At 60.3% G+C, this 14,119-nt stretch carries 28 protein-coding genes and 1 tRNA gene; 27 read left to right on the top strand and 2 right to left on the bottom strand.

The window, feature by feature from the left end:
• Positions 1-11: 11 nt before the first annotated feature.
• Together QW887_RS09765 and QW887_RS09760 are read right to left on the bottom strand one after the other, a co-directional pair.
• Complete coding sequence (locus tag QW887_RS09765) at positions 12-281, bottom strand: hypothetical protein (protein ID WP_316194438.1); 270 nt, start codon at positions 279-281, stop codon at positions 12-14.
• A 110-nt stretch (positions 282-391) separates the two neighbouring features.
• Positions 392-550 carry a hypothetical protein gene (locus QW887_RS09760; RefSeq protein WP_316194437.1) on the bottom strand — a complete coding sequence of 53 codons (159 nt, stop codon included), beginning with the start codon at positions 548-550 and terminating at the stop codon, positions 392-394.
• A gap of 829 nt (positions 551-1,379) precedes the next feature.
• On the opposite strand from QW887_RS09760, the gene QW887_RS09755 reads away from it, so the two are divergent.
• The 27 genes from QW887_RS09755 (at position 1,380) to QW887_RS09625 (ending at position 14,111) form a co-directional block, all read left to right on the top strand.
• Positions 1,380-2,159, top strand: a complete 780-nt coding sequence (locus QW887_RS09755; RefSeq protein WP_316194436.1) for a hypothetical protein — start codon at positions 1,380-1,382, stop codon at positions 2,157-2,159.
• Between the two features lie 195 nt (positions 2,160-2,354).
• Positions 2,355-2,831, top strand: coding sequence for a hypothetical protein (locus QW887_RS09750; protein WP_316194435.1), 477 nt, complete (start codon positions 2,355-2,357; stop codon positions 2,829-2,831).
• Positions 2,828-3,025 (top strand): hypothetical protein, encoded by a 198-nt coding sequence (locus tag QW887_RS09745; protein WP_316194434.1) that lies wholly within the window; start codon positions 2,828-2,830, stop codon positions 3,023-3,025. Before QW887_RS09750 ends, QW887_RS09745 begins: the two co-directional genes overlap by 4 nt.
• Positions 3,026-3,040: 15 nt before the next feature.
• A complete protein-coding gene (locus QW887_RS09740) occupies positions 3,041-3,304 on the top strand; it encodes a hypothetical protein (protein WP_315768452.1) in 264 nt (87 codons plus the stop codon).
• A gap of 110 nt (positions 3,305-3,414) precedes the next feature.
• Positions 3,415-3,699 carry a hypothetical protein gene (locus QW887_RS09735; protein WP_315740079.1) on the top strand — a complete coding sequence of 95 codons (285 nt, stop codon included), beginning with the start codon at positions 3,415-3,417 and terminating at the stop codon, positions 3,697-3,699.
• Between the two features lie 432 nt (positions 3,700-4,131).
• Positions 4,132-5,088, top strand: a complete 957-nt coding sequence (locus QW887_RS09730; RefSeq protein WP_315740559.1) for an IS481 family transposase — start codon at positions 4,132-4,134, stop codon at positions 5,086-5,088.
• A gap of 169 nt (positions 5,089-5,257) precedes the next feature.
• Entirely contained in the window at positions 5,258-5,428 is a 171-nt protein-coding gene (locus QW887_RS09725; RefSeq protein ID WP_315740078.1) for a hypothetical protein, read from the top strand.
• Between the two features lie 362 nt (positions 5,429-5,790).
• Positions 5,791-6,030: a ribosomal protein L7/L12 gene (locus QW887_RS34890; protein WP_409999104.1), complete on the top strand. Its 240-nt coding sequence runs from the start codon at positions 5,791-5,793 to the stop codon at positions 6,028-6,030.
• A 102-nt stretch (positions 6,031-6,132) separates the two neighbouring features.
• Entirely contained in the window at positions 6,133-6,309 is a 177-nt protein-coding gene (locus tag QW887_RS09715; protein ID WP_315740077.1) for a hypothetical protein, read from the top strand.
• Positions 6,306-6,641, top strand: coding sequence for a hypothetical protein (locus tag QW887_RS09710; RefSeq protein WP_315740076.1), 336 nt, complete (start codon positions 6,306-6,308; stop codon positions 6,639-6,641). Before QW887_RS09715 ends, QW887_RS09710 begins: the two co-directional genes overlap by 4 nt.
• Positions 6,638-6,850 (top strand): hypothetical protein, encoded by a 213-nt coding sequence (locus QW887_RS09705; RefSeq protein ID WP_315740075.1) that lies wholly within the window; start codon positions 6,638-6,640, stop codon positions 6,848-6,850. The genes QW887_RS09710 and QW887_RS09705 overlap by 4 nt, the downstream gene beginning before the upstream one ends.
• Position 6,851: 1 nt before the next feature.
• A complete protein-coding gene (locus QW887_RS09700) occupies positions 6,852-7,064 on the top strand; it encodes a hypothetical protein (protein WP_315740074.1) in 213 nt (70 codons plus the stop codon).
• Positions 7,051-7,233, top strand: coding sequence for a hypothetical protein (locus QW887_RS09695; RefSeq protein ID WP_315740073.1), 183 nt, complete (start codon positions 7,051-7,053; stop codon positions 7,231-7,233). The genes QW887_RS09700 and QW887_RS09695 overlap by 14 nt, the downstream gene beginning before the upstream one ends.
• 8 nt (positions 7,234-7,241) lie before the next feature.
• Positions 7,242-7,748, top strand: coding sequence for a hypothetical protein (locus tag QW887_RS09690; RefSeq protein ID WP_316194433.1), 507 nt, complete (start codon positions 7,242-7,244; stop codon positions 7,746-7,748).
• A 21-nt stretch (positions 7,749-7,769) separates the two neighbouring features.
• Positions 7,770-7,955 carry a hypothetical protein gene (locus QW887_RS09685; protein WP_315740071.1) on the top strand — a complete coding sequence of 62 codons (186 nt, stop codon included), beginning with the start codon at positions 7,770-7,772 and terminating at the stop codon, positions 7,953-7,955.
• On the top strand, positions 7,952-8,425 hold the full coding sequence (locus QW887_RS09680; protein WP_315740070.1) for a hypothetical protein: 474 nt from the start codon (positions 7,952-7,954) through the stop codon (positions 8,423-8,425). Before QW887_RS09685 ends, QW887_RS09680 begins: the two co-directional genes overlap by 4 nt.
• A 480-nt stretch (positions 8,426-8,905) precedes the next feature.
• Complete coding sequence (locus QW887_RS09675; protein WP_315740069.1) at positions 8,906-9,121, top strand: hypothetical protein; 216 nt, start codon at positions 8,906-8,908, stop codon at positions 9,119-9,121.
• An 11-nt stretch (positions 9,122-9,132) separates the two neighbouring features.
• Positions 9,133-9,360, top strand: coding sequence for a hypothetical protein (locus QW887_RS09670; RefSeq protein ID WP_315740068.1), 228 nt, complete (start codon positions 9,133-9,135; stop codon positions 9,358-9,360).
• A 295-nt stretch (positions 9,361-9,655) separates the two neighbouring features.
• Entirely contained in the window at positions 9,656-9,982 is a 327-nt protein-coding gene (locus tag QW887_RS09665) for a hypothetical protein (protein WP_315740067.1), read from the top strand.
• Complete coding sequence (locus QW887_RS09660; protein WP_315740066.1) at positions 9,969-10,346, top strand: hypothetical protein; 378 nt, start codon at positions 9,969-9,971, stop codon at positions 10,344-10,346. Before QW887_RS09665 ends, QW887_RS09660 begins: the two co-directional genes overlap by 14 nt.
• A 55-nt stretch (positions 10,347-10,401) precedes the next feature.
• Positions 10,402-10,989 (top strand): hypothetical protein, encoded by a 588-nt coding sequence (locus QW887_RS09655; protein WP_315740065.1) that lies wholly within the window; start codon positions 10,402-10,404, stop codon positions 10,987-10,989.
• Between the two features lie 234 nt (positions 10,990-11,223).
• Positions 11,224-11,298 (top strand) — tRNA-Glu (locus QW887_RS09650).
• A gap of 244 nt (positions 11,299-11,542) precedes the next feature.
• A complete protein-coding gene (locus QW887_RS09645; protein WP_315740064.1) occupies positions 11,543-11,857 on the top strand; it encodes a hypothetical protein in 315 nt (104 codons plus the stop codon).
• Between the two features lie 106 nt (positions 11,858-11,963).
• Positions 11,964-12,161, top strand: a complete 198-nt coding sequence (locus QW887_RS09640; RefSeq protein WP_315740063.1) for a hypothetical protein — start codon at positions 11,964-11,966, stop codon at positions 12,159-12,161.
• Positions 12,161-12,703: an HD domain-containing protein gene (locus QW887_RS09635; RefSeq protein WP_316194432.1), complete on the top strand. Its 543-nt coding sequence runs from the start codon at positions 12,161-12,163 to the stop codon at positions 12,701-12,703. The genes QW887_RS09640 and QW887_RS09635 overlap by 1 nt, the downstream gene beginning before the upstream one ends.
• Positions 12,704-12,966: 263 nt before the next feature.
• A complete protein-coding gene (locus tag QW887_RS09630; RefSeq protein ID WP_316194431.1) occupies positions 12,967-13,689 on the top strand; it encodes a hypothetical protein in 723 nt (240 codons plus the stop codon).
• 77 nt (positions 13,690-13,766) lie between these two features.
• Complete coding sequence (locus QW887_RS09625; RefSeq protein WP_316194430.1) at positions 13,767-14,111, top strand: hypothetical protein; 345 nt, start codon at positions 13,767-13,769, stop codon at positions 14,109-14,111.
• Positions 14,112-14,119: the final 8 nt, after the last annotated feature.

Genomic DNA, 14,119 nt, shown 5'->3' with positions numbered 1-14,119 from the left:
GCTCGCCGGCCTCAGCGATACAGCAGGCCGCCGCGGGACGAGCCCACCTCAGCAGCGCTGATCGAGCGGATCCCGCCGGGCGCCATGCCCTGGACCTCAGCCGCGGTCGCGTTGCGGATGCAGTCGCCGATCTTCTCGGGGACGTCCTTGAGCACGGTGACGATGGCTTCCTCGCCATCGGCAACGCCGGCAGCGACGAAGTAGCGGGCGAGATCGTCTTTGGCGTGGTCGTATACCTTGACGACGTAGCCAGGAGCAGCGGTTGATTGCGGGTCAGTCATGAGAAACTCCTAAAACAACGGGGCCAACCTGATAGCAGAGGATTTTCCGGCTTGGGTAGTCACGCTATCGGGAGCCGGCAATGATCTGCGGCCGGAGCATGTCGCGACAGTCAGCGGCGCCATGGCTTTTCGATCCAGCTCTCAAGCGCCCACTTCACGAATGGCCTTCGCTCAAGCCAGCGGATGAAGAAGAGCTGCCGGACGCTGTAGTAGGCCCGTGCCTTCTCCTCGTCGATCAGTGTGCCAAATGTTGTCCGCTTGCGCTTCATCCCGACCGCCCAGCCACCTCGGAGATTGTAGAGCGCGAAGCGCTCGCTGCAAATTCCCGTCCGTCCGCCGTCCCAGGATCGAGGACAGCCGGAAAAGGGCCTTTTAGGGCACGCGGCGCGGCGATGAACCTCCCGAAAGGGGTGGGGTCTTTTTCGAGGCCACCCCCATTTGCATTCCTGGGCCGCCGAGGCGCAGCGCGGGCCGCCTGTGAGCGCAGCCAACCAGGGTACCAGAGCAGCGGTCAGCCCTGTTGACGCTCTCCCGCCCCCGTTTCTGCAAGCCGACGAGCCCATTTGGCGGTGATGAGCCTCGGCCAGCGAAAAAGGCCCTTTTAGCGATTCGAAGTGTGGGGGTGACGGCCATGCCAGCCCCCTATTCGCATAAAAAATTCGGATTTCCCGTACACACACCTCGCGGGAGGGAACCTGCCATTTGCATACGAGGCATGCACATTTGCATATGAGCGGAATGCAAAAGCTATTAGTTATATGATTTTTCGATATCCATTTGTTTTCATTGTGCTTTTCGCCTTGAACTAATAGTGGAACTCGAAGTCTTCGGAATGTCAGAAGTATAAGCCATTGATTTTGCAGCGAAATCTTTTCCTTGAACGATTTGCATTATCAACTATTGTCTAGATGTCAGATGCAAACGAGCAAACGGGAGTTTCGGAACACGGTCTAGGTTTCTCACGCGATACGAGTCGCTCGACTCGTCTGGAACTCAGGAAAGAGAGCTTTCCAGAGCACGGGAAACCTTTGTCTCCACGCCGAAATCTTCCGGCACCTCCCGGAAACTGCATCTAGAGCAAAGGAAAGGGAACCGACGATGACCACGACTCAGAATGCTACCCCCGCGCGCTCGCTTGGCCAAATCGTTCTTGATGCGGCCGTCAGGGCTGTCAAGGCGGACGATGCCGCCGCGTTCACGGGCACCGTTTCGCTGGCCCTTGTCATGGCAAACAAGCAAGTGGAACTCGCCGAGTCCGACAAGGGAATCGACGACAAGGAAAACAAGAAGGTGTTCCGCGCCTTCCTGAAGTATTTCGCCAGCAAGGGAAACCCGGTCTGGCGCGACACGGATCATTTGGTGTCCGGTTTCATGGCGCTGCGCGACAAGAAGGCGCGTGAGGCTGCCGTGTCCGAATATATCGACGGCGGAAAGAGCGTGAAAACGCAATTCGCCAAGCCGGAAGGCGCCAAGCTTAACGAAGGGCTGTCCAAGCTTCGCACGTGGTCTTTCCGCCTGATGACGGACGTCTGCACCAATCATGCGGACGTCATCCGGGACATGCTGGCAAAGCAGAAGGCCGGCGCGTCGGGTGAGGCGCTTGTGCAGAACTTCACGGATTTCGTGAAACGCACCTATGGCCCATCGTTCGCCAAGATGACGGCGGCACTCACGGTCGACAAGCCGCAAAAGCAGGTTGACGCAATCGAGTCGATCGTCAAGCGGGCGGACGGCATGACGGACGGGGAACTCTCCGTTCTCATTCGGCGGCTCAATGAGATTGTCGCGAAGCGCGCCGCAACGGACGAAACCATCGAGTCGGTGTTCGGCGAAGCCCCGGCGGAAGCCCCGACTCTCATCCCGGCCCAAGCCGCCTAAGGGCAGCACGGCGAAACCAAATCCCGCGGAGTAGACCAAGCCCTGCCCGGCTCACCGGGCGGGGTTTCGGTGCGGTCTTTTTTTGACTTTTTCCGGCAGGGGCCGGCGCTGACACACAGCGCGAGCTGGCCGGGTTTGGAAATCTTCCCTCAGCCGCAGCTGAGACCCCCACCCTCAAATCTCTGGAGACCTGCGATGGGCAAGCGCTTCATCGAACGCCCCACTGCGCGCCAAATCATCGACCGTGCCGAGCGCGAGGCTCAGTACGAGAGAGCGCTGGACCGCGATCGCGACTGGCTGGCCGCAAACTTCGGCCCACCCCCTGCCCCGCGCCTGCCGACCAAGGCCGAGCTGAAGGCGGCTGAGGAGAAGGCCACCTTCGATCGCTTCTACGACGAGTGGGAGCACAACGAGATCCCAGATCGCCTTGGTAAGACCGGCCAGTACGAGCCGAAGTCGATCTATTCGCCGGCTCCCGCCGCTCGCATCCGCCGTGAAGCGCCCCGCAAGCGCAAGGCTGCCGGGCGCAACGAACGCGATTGCGAGCTGCCGACCGACTTGCGCCGGCATCACACGCTGCAGATCACCGATGGCCGTGGCCGCGACAAGGCGACGATCACGGTCAACCCGTTCTCGAAACGGATCACCATCACCGGGGCTGGCTTCCGATGATGCATCCGCGCTTCGAGGAGACGCAAGGCCGGCTGTCCCGGCTCGGGCGCCACATTCGCTGCCGCCTGTCCCGCAAACAGAAGCGGACCTACGCGGCGATGTTCCACACCGCACTCGAGAAGGACGAGCGAGGGGACCAAGCGGTCCGTCTCATCGACGACCTGATCGAGCAGAACCGCCCCCTGAAATGGTGACCATGAGGAATGACTATGGCCTACGCCTTTGATACGCTCGGCTATTCGAAGCGGCTGCAGGATGGGGGTGTCCCCCGATCCCAGGCCGATGCCCAGGCGGAAGCCGCAAGGGACTTCATCATGGCCGAGCTTGTGACCAAGACTGACCTGGCTGCCACCAAGACCGAGCTGACCGCAGCAATCGACAACGCGGTGCTGCGCCTGACCGTCCGCCTCGGTGGAATGGTCGCAGCCGGCATCGCCGCCCTGGCGATCCTCGAGCGCATCCTGCGACCGTAAGGTCTGCCGCCCCTCCATCTCACCTGATCTGAGCAACGCGCTGCACCCTCCGCAGCGCGTTTTTCTTTGCGCCTCCCACGCCCCGCCAACTCGAACACATGGTGACTGCCATGACCATCATCCCTGCCCTCGACTGGCTCAAGCTGGTCTCCCAAGACGACGTACCCGTCCCCGGCCTGTTCAATATCCGCGATCGCTCCGGTCGCATCATGCTCAATCACGACGTGGAGCGCTTCGAGGCCGAGCAGTGGCTCGACTACATGCGAACCCGCTACGCCCCCGGCAAGCCCTTCGAGAACGGCAAGGGCATCCACCCCGATCACGGCTTCCACATCGTCGAGGTCACCGCTGACGGCGCCTACGAGGAAGCCGTCGTTGAGCCGTTCGCTGCGTGAGGTGCGCCATGGGTCTGTTCTCGTACCGCGTCGACCCGTTCTGGAGCGCCATCATCATGCTCACAGCCGCGATCGCCGGCTGGACCACCGGAGGAATTTGGTGGTGAACACAACATCTGGTGTCTGAGACCTCCAAAATGGGGTCTCAGACCCGGTTTCGGGACCATTTTGACCCCTCAGCACACTAGATCTGGTGTTTCCAGGGTGCGTTGAGGCGTGAAAATGCAAATTTGTCTTTTATGGCGAGGGAAGGTTGAGATCGACGAACCTGGCGCTCTGGCTGCGATTTGCATCGATTTGCCGGCTTTAGGTGACCGTCGAGACTGGTGGGTCCGATTGGGTGATTAGCTGTGGTCTTCCAGGAGGTTGTCCATCCGGTCTGAACCGAGGAAGCTGAGGTTGCGAAGCTTCAGTGTTCCAAGGAGAGACCAGATGGACGTCCACAAGAATGCGCCTATGACACCGAAAGGTCGAGAGGCGATGGTGCGGAGTGTCGTTGAGGGTGGGCTGAGCTATGCTGAAGCTGCTTACCAGTACAATACGACGCCGAAGACCGTAGCCAAATGGGTGAAGCGGTTCCGCGAGGAAGGTGTCGAGGGATTGCTCGATCGCTCCTCCAGACCGCACTCATCGCCAGGCCAAACCACTGCTGCCACATGTACCGCTATCGAGGCTTTGCGCCGTCAGCGCCACACGGGCAAGCAGATTGCGGCTGAGGTTAAGGTGTCGCCGGCCACGGTCAGCCGCGTTCTGCGACGACTGGGGTTGAACCGAATCCGTGATCTGGAGCCGATCGAACCCGTGCGTCGCTATGAGCACGCTGCGCCGGGCGAGATGATCCATATCGATATCAAAAAGCTCGGCCGTTTCGCGCAAAGCGGCCATCGCGTCACCGGCAATCGGAACGGCTATAGTCATTGTCGCGGACTTGGCTGGGAGTACATGCATGTCTGCATCGATGACCACTCCCGTGTCGCCTTTTCACAGCTCAAGCCTGATCAGACCGCCGAGAGTGCTGTTGCGTTTCTCAAGGCCGCTGTCGCTCACTACAAGAGCTTGGGCGTTACCGTCACCCGCGTCATGACCGACAACGGTGGCTGCTATATCGGCTTCGATTTCGATAAGGCCTGCCGCGATATTGGTCTCAAGCATATCCGCACCAAGCCCTACACGCCCAGAACCAATGGCAAGGCTGAGCGCTTTATCCAGACAGCGCTCCGGGAGTGGGCCTATGCACACACCTATCCCACTTCCGATCAGCGCGCCGCGCAACTGCCCATCTGGCTGCACCAGTATAATTGGCACCGGCCTCACGGCGGCATAAACTCCCAGCCGCCTATCAGCAGACTCGGTTTAACCGAGGACAACCTCCTGAGGCTCCACAATTAGCCTCCCCCCTCCTGGTCTCCCTGCCTCTACTCCCTCTCCTGTCCCCTCTGCATCCCCTGTCTCTGCTCTCTCTTGAGGGTGTGCTTGTCCGGCGGCCCGCGAATGGGCGGCCCCTGGATTTTCGGCTGTTTCTTGGATGTTTCGTCAACTCTAACGCACGGAGCCAATCATGCTCGACATGCTTCAGAAGCTCTACCAGGAGCTTCGCTTTACCCCATCGAAGACCCTGGAACAGTGCTACGCCCTGAACGAGGTAGCCTACCTTCTGGGGTCTGGTAACGCCTCGGCCGGCTTGGTCCGTATGGCGTTCGAGTACCTTCAGGCGGCCTTCGGAAAATGAGGCCGAAATTCCCTCGCGGGAATTTCTGACGGGGTTTTTCGGGAATTAATCGACCAATTTCCTGGACCGGAACTTTCGCTGTTCCCGCCCCCTGATCTGGTGCCAATCCAGTCAACTCCGTTTGCATTTTCTATCAGAAATGCAAAGGAAAGTCAAGGGCTTGCCCCTTGGATGGTGTGATGGCCAGGCGTGAAGGCACGTCCCGGTAACGGGCTTTGGGGTCGCAAACGCCGGATGGCTACCATGCACGTTCGATCCGTGCCCTGGCCATCTCACCATCCAAAGTTCCATGCCGAGGGCACACATGCGCCCTTGCGTTTGCTTTCGTCTTCGTGCAAATGCACATGCCAACGAGGTTCGACATGATCACGCTCGACACAGACTTCATCGCCAGATTGGTCCGCTACGTCGTCGACGCCGAGAAAGGCCGGTCGCGGCAGATCGGCAGCAACAAGATCGCTGCCATCAAGGCGCTGCGTGAGATCACCGGCCTCGGCCTGGTCCACGCCAAAAGCCTCGTCGAAGCCGCCGAGGCTGCGCCGACAGATCCGCTCATGAGCGCGATCAAAGATATCCAGTACATCCTTTCCACCGAAGGCTGACCGGGAGCCTGACCATGCACGGACACATCGGTGAATACATCATCACCGGCGGGATGATCCTCTCCGCCCTGGGCGCCTTCCTCTACATCTGGCGAGGCTGACATGATCCGACGCAATCCGCCGCCGGGCTGCCACCAGGCTCGAATGCAGCTGCTGTTCGGCCTTCTGCTCACCGTGGCGTTCGTCGGCGCGGTCACCATCGGTCCACTGATCGGCATCCTCGCCACCTGCGCCGGCTTCACCAAGCTCGCCGCGTTCCTGTTCGTGGTGTTCGCATGAGATTCCCCGAAGGCTTCAAGCCACCGAGCCAAGAGACGATCGATCGCGTCAACAATTCCGCGACATTCGTCGTCGCGACGTGGAACGGCATCGCTGCCGATCACACAGGCAAGCGCGACGTCCGTTACCTGACAAGCCGGGTCGCTCCATGGAGCGAGACCGAGCTGTGGAGCAGCTGGCGCAGCAACGCCCGGCAGTTCGCCACCATGACCGAGGCCGAGGCCACCATCGCCACGCTCAAGCTGAAGTGGCTTCGAACGTACGCCAAGGTCTGCCCCAACTGCGAAGCCCACGTGTTGACCGGCGGCATCGCCGGCAAGGAGCTGACATGACCGAGGCCAGCGAGAAGCTCTGGAAGGATCTGTGCGGCTTCACCCCACCAAGCTGTCCCGTGTGCGCCAGGACCGCCGTGCTCGATGAGGATGGCTACTACTGCGAGTGGTGCGGCGATCCCGCGCATCCCAATCCCGCAGTCGACGACATCCCGAACGGCGCCGAGTTCGATGAGATCTTGGAGCGCTACAAGGCTGCGAGGAGCTGACATGAAGCATGCTGTTCTCGTGATCCTCGACGTCGAGGGCAACATCGATGATGCGGGTCTCTTTGCCCTGGCACGCGACAAGCTCGCAGCCCCGCCCATTGCGCTCGGCGACGACGTCATTGCCGGAGAGCTTGAAGAGGTTGCCAGCGCTGGAATGGAAATCGCCCACTCCGAGCAAGAGATCGACGAGGAGGATGACGATGCCGACGACTAACCAGCTCCTCCGTGAGATCGAACGAGTCCTGTCGCCCGGTCCGACGATCGAAGCTCGCTCCGCCGCCTATGAGTCCGAGCTGGTCCGCCGCTATCACGCTGGCGAACACCTCTCATGCGCGGACAAGCGCGAGGCTCGCCGGATCATCCATCGCAACACGAGCCACTGAGGCCAGCCATGCCGCATATCTTCGATCACGAGCCGAACGCTCAGGAAGTCTTCGATCAGGCCTGTGTCTTCTTTGCCACGTCCGAAGGGCCGTCCGCGATCCCCAGCACACGCAATTGCGCTGGCTACGAATGCGTCTACCGCAGAGATGACGGCCGGGTCTGCGTGGCAGGCTACTTCTTGCCGGATGAGAGCTACGATCCGGATATGGATGATCCGGAGAGTTCCTCGGACGGCTCCGATGTCCATGCACTGGTGAAGCACTACGGAGACCAGATTCCGTCCTGGTTCGGCCAGCACGTCGAACTGCTCAAGCAGCTGCAGCAGATTCACGACAACGAGTTTCACTGGACCGCCGATCACGCCTGGAACTATGCCGAGCTGATTCGTGATCTAGACGTCGTGGCCGACGATAACGGCCTTACCAAGGTTGCGATCGATCAGGTACGAGCCAAGGTCCCGAAACCGGAGTTCACGGCCGCTGACGAGCAGCTGCTGCGGGAGCTAGACCAATGAGCACATATTGGAGGAGTCCGCATGAAACGAACCAAACGGCAGCAGAAGATCGACGCCGACCGCATCCAGCGTGCCATTACCGGCATGATTCTCTCGATGACGGCGATCCCGCGCATCTACGCTCACGCCGAGAAACTGATCGAGGACGGCGCGACAGACGAGCAACTCAAGGCGGGCATCCGCCAATATCTGGGAGAGCCGGCATGATCGTCACGGCCAAATCGCAGGCAGCCTACGACACTGCGGCCAACCTGCCCTTCTCACTGCCACTCGGCCACATGCAGGTGGATGTCGATCCGGAATATGTCGGGAGCCTCAAGGCTTCCGACTATGATGGTCTGGAGCCGCCGTCCTTCAAGCCTGGACAGCTGGTGTGCGTCGTCGTCGGTTCTGGCAAATCAACGGTCGGCAAGGAGCGGCTCGCGTGCGTCGCCATCAAGCGCGATGGTGAGGTGAAGGGCGGACTGCGCTCGCACTATGAGCTGCGGCAATCGATCGACCCGAACGATCCAGATCCCCGGGTCGGCAAGCCCGACGATATCGACGGCTTCCTCACGTCCACGGGTCGCTTCGTGACGCGCAAGGAAGCCCGAATCATCGGCATCGAGTCCGGCCAGCTTCACCACAGCTGGAAGGATGCCAAGCGAGACGTGCTCTCGTCTGACATCAACTGGTGAGGTCCCCGGCGTGCGGTAAAGCGGTCTGCACGCCCATCTTATGGGGAGATCCGCAACGGTTCTCACTCAGAGCCCGAGCTAAAGGCGCGTGAAACCGTGCGCCTGGCTGTGACGGCACCCATGACCACGCAGGACGTTTGAGCGGAGAGACAGCACCGCTCTCATGAAGAGGCTACGCGAGCCGAGATCGCGACACCGAGGCCGGCGGTATAACCGGCCAACCTTGCTCTTCTGCGAGCGCGGGCATCCTCCCCCATAGCAAGCGAGCCCGGCTGTATATGCCGGTAGCTGCCAGATCCGGATGATCGCCGCGCTCACACAAGAGCAACGGAGGTAGGCCATGAAGAAGTAATCGAACCTTTCTGAAACCCTGACTGAGTGCAACTACGTTTTATGACCGGTGAAGCCGGGAGCGACCGGACCCATAGCCCGACCAGCGGCGGGCCAGCCAATTCCGCTGGTGCAATTCAAGGTGCAGCCATGTCGACCGTCACTGTTACGATCCACTTCGCGAACGGATCACATGACCAGCATCCGTTCCCCTCGTTCATCGAGGCGCGGGACTTCTACCGGAATCGTATCTGCTATTCCAACCGCGTGAGCCGCGTCACCGTCGCCGATCTGAGCAACTCAGCCCGCTCGGTGTGGGACGCATCGTGGGATGATCTGAGCAAGTACCACGGACTGAACGACTGAGAGGATTAGCTATGAGCGACGCACTACTTCGCGGCACCGATCACATCTACCGCAACCTGTATCTGACGCACAATGGCAGGTCGGAATCGCTTGAAGATATCGACACCGACACGGTCCCAGGCCTGACGCCAGCACAGCGCAAGGCGATCGGCGCGATCAGCTCTGGTGAAGCCGACATCATCATTGCCGATGACGGCACGATCAGGCTTTGGATCCACGGAGAAACGGTCTCGCGGTGAATCGTTAGGCAAGCGGGTCTCAGTCGCGAGCAGACCTGGTCTGGACCCAAGTACCTAGCAGGCCAAGCACCCCATTCCCGCCCGAGGTGCGCCTTGGACTTTGCTTGAAGGCAAATGCAAATGACGTTGACACAGCTGCAGCACTACGAAGTGGCGCGTCGCCGGCTCGCCGATGCCGACATCGCCTTCATGGAGATGGTCGCGCATCCGACTAACCCGTACCAGCCGCCCTCACGCCGCATGTATGGGGCGACATTCATTCCTTTGGTGCAACCATCAGCGAACGGAGCGAGCTGTGAGCTACACCCCGCCTGACTACATGGACGACCTCAACCGAGCGCTTAACGTTTCGCTGGACACCGATGACTGCGAGCTGCAGGCGACGGCGGCCATCGCAGAAGTTGACCGACTGCAGGGCATCGAGAAGCTGCTGCGCGACAACCTTGTCCACATCATCGCAGCCCTGGAGCAGAAGCGGGATAGCGACGCCGATAACGACCGTGAAGGCGAAGCTGAAGAGGCCGGCACACTGATCAGGCTGCTGCGAAGCCTTCCCGATCAAGCTCCAGCCGAGTCCTACATCGAGGACGAGGAAGAGGAGGACGAAGATGGGAGTGAGTGAGCACGCTTCCGGAACCAGCTCCGGCTGGCGCTATGACAATCCCGAGAACGACAGGATCATCCTGTCGATCTACGGTCCGAAAGGCGCGACCAAGTTCTGCGGCGTTCTTAGCACAATCGACGCCCGCAACCTGCGGGACCAGCTCGATATGGCGCTCAACAAGATCGTCGACGCCAGGGCGAGGACTACGGTCTATGTCGTGGTCGAGAATGCCGGCTACGAGGGGGAGCGAGATGCGCAGCAATGCGCCAGCTATGGTGACGCCATCGAGTGGATGACCAGCAAGTATTCTCCAAAGGAGATCGAGGAGAAGCGGATGGCGATCTGTCGCGACATCGCCGGAGAGCGCAGCTACGATCTGTGAATTTTCTTGACTTTTGCTTTGCTTGAATGCAAATCTGCCGCAAACGGAGGACGGAATGAAAATCTCACTGAAGCGAGCGTTGAAGCTCCGTAAGGAGCTGGAGGCGATGCTCGCCAAGATCGAGCTGCCGACCAACGTCAGCCTGTCGCTGCTGATCCAGCAGAATGTCGATGATCCGGCGGAAATGGTGATCCGACCCGGCGTCCGGACGCTGACGCAGCGCATCGACGAATACATGGCGCTCTCCCTGGTGCTGGCGAACCTGCGCCAGGCGATCGCCAAGGCCAACGTCGAGCAAGGCGTCGAGGCAGCCCTCGCCCAGGCGGCGCACCACAACCGCGTCATGGCGATCCTGAAGAAGCTGGCGTCCGCTGGTGTCACGCCGGCCGAGGAGCAGCTGAAGGCCGAGCTGGCTTTCAGCCTCAGCGCCCTGCAAAGCGCCGAGCGCAGCTATGGCGTGAACCGCGCTGTGAACGTGTCGGTGGTGTTGCCCGAGCTGCGGGACAAGGCCGCCGCGGGCTACATCGAAGCCAAGCGGTCGCTCGAAGCGATCGAAGATAATCGCGCCGGGCTGAACGCCGCGGTGCATCTGGAACTCGCAGAAGGCGATGCAAACCTGCTCCGGCAGACAGGCCTCATCTGACGCAAGTGGGCGGGAGACTTACCGAAGGCACACCGATCGAAAGATCATCATTGGCAAACAACGCCCTCACCCCGAGGTCGCAACGCTCCTCGTTACCCGGCTGAACCCGCTCCCCATCGTGTGGAGCTTCGTCACTCGTCCGGTTTTATGAGCGCTCGTTGCTTGTGGTTTGTTCCTCGTTGATCGTCCCTCGTTCGTGCTCTGACGTTCGTCTCCCGCTTCTGACCTGAGCAAGCTCCCGTCGTCTATCGGCAAGGACACCGCCCTCTCAAGGCGGAAAGGAAGGTTCGATTCCTTCCGGGAGCGCCAGGACGCTTAGCAAGCGATTGCATCGGCCGAGGGGTGAATCTGATCGTCGAAGATCAGGCGAGTCCAATTGGGCTCGGTAGCCAACAAGCGTGCGTGGGGACGTCGCCCCTCGCCCGATGCAATCCCTGCGATCCACCCCGACATCGCTGACCTTCCGCCCTGCGCTTCATCACGGAGCGCAGCACGGAGCGACATGCGTTGCTCTGCCGGACAACCTCCGGCTTCATCACAAGGAGTCTGCTACATGATCAAGAAGTTCGCGTTGCTTGCCGCTGCCACCATGCTCGCTGCACTGTCCGTGATGTCGTCCCCGGCCGCTGCCGGCGACTATACGGTCTACAACTCGGCGACCGGCCAGGTCGGCACCGGCAACCTGCATCTCGAATACACGGCGCCGTCCACGATCGTCGAGAGCGACGTCAAGACCTGGCCGAGCATCGGCGCCGGTTCGATCGACAGCCGGCCGTCGCACAACTTCTCGAAGAAGGCCTACGCCAAGAGCACCATCGTCGAGAGCGATCCGTCGACCTGGTACATCTTCAGCGCATCGGCGCGCTGATCAGCTGAACGTGACTTTCGGGAGGGGAGCAATCTCCTCCCGGGTTGCGTTTGTTTTGTGTTGCGTTTGCACGAATTGCGATGCAAATTTGGAGCAGGAGAAGCTCATGTTCGCCTTCGTAACAGGTCCGGAGTACCGCCTGCCCTTCGGCACATTCACCATCTGTCGCTTCCGGAAGAACCATGTGCATCGCGACTTCCAGAACCTCAGCTGGACCGAGCCGATGGACCTGAGCGTCAGCGTCCCGGCGCTGGACCTGGCCGCCATTCACCCCGCCAACAACGACAATGAGAGGGTCGCCTGATGGACCTGCACTGGATCCAGAAAGCCAGAGACTTCGCCAAGCACGCCCACGGCGCGCAGCTCCGCAAGTATACCGGCGTGCCGTACTGGCACCATCTGGAAGAGGTGGCCGGGATCCTTTTGCGCCATTCGCAGAACCCACAGGTCGTCGCCGCCGGCTGGCTGCATGACACGCTCGAAGACACCACGACCACATACGAGCAGCTGGTTGCGGAGTTCGACACCACGATCGCCGAACTGGTGCTGGAAGTGACGGATGTCAGCCGTCCCGAGCACGGCAAGCGCCCGATGCGTAAGCGGCTCGATCGGCAATACCTGGCTGGCGCCTCGGCTTTCGGCCAGATGATCAAGTGCGCGGACACCATCAGCAACACCAGAGACATCGCCGAGCACGACCCAAGGTTCGCTCGTGAGACCTACATCCCGGAGAAGGCTGAGCTGATCCCGGCGCTCGTCAACGCCAGGATGCTCTGCTATCCGCTCTGGCGGGCCGCCATGGACGAGGTCGAGGCGGTGCAATTCCATCTAGAGCCCGCGTCCTGATTGGAGCGGCCTGACGCTGTAAGATCAAGCGCTGAGGAGGGGTCTTTCCGATTCTGGCTGTTGCATAGCCATAGCACTCCCGGCATAGTGAACTTGTCGCAACCTACGGCGAATGGGAGCGGCAACGTTCGGCGGGGCATGTCACCCGGCAGGGCCGTTGGTGTTGCCCTACGCTCCGGAACTCTCTCCTGTGAAGGCGCACCTTAGATCCTATGCGTTCTAAATTCATAACCGAGCCACCGAGCAAATCCGAAAACGTTCGTATGAGCAGATTAAGGCAGGGACTGCTGCTCGCCGCCGGACTGATCGCCGTCTCGGGGCTGACGCTCGCATCGGCGGTGGCATGGGGGCCGCACTCCTGCGGAGTTGTCATCGTCAAGGTGATCGGCTGCGCGATCGGAAGCTACGAAAGCTTGTCCGGTGGATTGCTGGCGGCCGATGCGGCGATCTTTGCTGGCTGGCTGGCCTGGAGCGCGGTGCAGGTACAGATTGCCACTGAGGAAAGGAGAGCAACCGCTAGCCGCGTGGAAGTCGAAGACATCTTAGCTCTGGATATAGATGCAAAAGCTGAGGGTCTCGGCAGGATTTGGCGCATTCTCGAAGAGATGGACAACGACACGGAAGCGAGAAAATACGGAATAGAAAAGCGAGAGTCTATGATTGAAGGCGTGCGATGGGGCATTGATAAGATTGCATCCCAGGGCTGGATTGATTCCGCCAGATCGATGGCGCGCGAACTCGGATGGCAGAGGCGCCGACATTTTGAAGAGCTTTTCACCGAATTTGAAGAGCTGCGAGCGACGATGCATCAATCGCCTATTGATTCATCTGAATTGCTTCGGAAGGTAGGCTCAGTCGGAGACTGGATGAGCGTAGTCCAGCCAGAGGTCGAACAATATTTTGAAGGCCGGTTTAGGCGAAGCGGAAAGGCGTGGACGCTCGGATATGCGATCGGAATCCACGCGGGGGTTGACTTCGACGAGTGAGGTCCCACCTTCGCCTGTTGGAAATCCGCTCCCGCATCGCGGCAGCGTGCTACGTTTCATCTAGCCTGGAGGTTGCATTGCAAAAGTCGAAACATATCAAGCTGATGGATCGTGGTTCGGTAATGGACTTGATTTGCCCGCGCTGCGGTAGCGAGTATCTTCATCATACGGGCGCAGTCTTTTTCGAGCGCGGGGAAGATGCCGCGTCCGTCGTCAAGATCGTCGTTGATGGCGCTTCCACTACGACCAGCATTGACCCGGGTGCAGATAACCCCAGCTCACGGCGCCACGGCATGTTCGTCAAATTCGAGTGCGAACAGTGCAGTGGGCCTGGAGGCGTGTTGCAGCTCAACATAGCCCAGCATAAGGGGGCGACCGAGCTTAGCTGGACGTTCAGCCCGAGAATGCCGATCTCGGACTGATTTGCAAT

This window comes from Bradyrhizobium sp. SZCCHNRI3052 (assembly GCF_032484895.1).
GTDB lineage: Bacteria > Pseudomonadota > Alphaproteobacteria > Rhizobiales > Xanthobacteraceae > Bradyrhizobium.
Note: the sequence above shows the minus strand (reverse complement) of the source record. Positions and strands in the feature narration are given on the sequence as shown.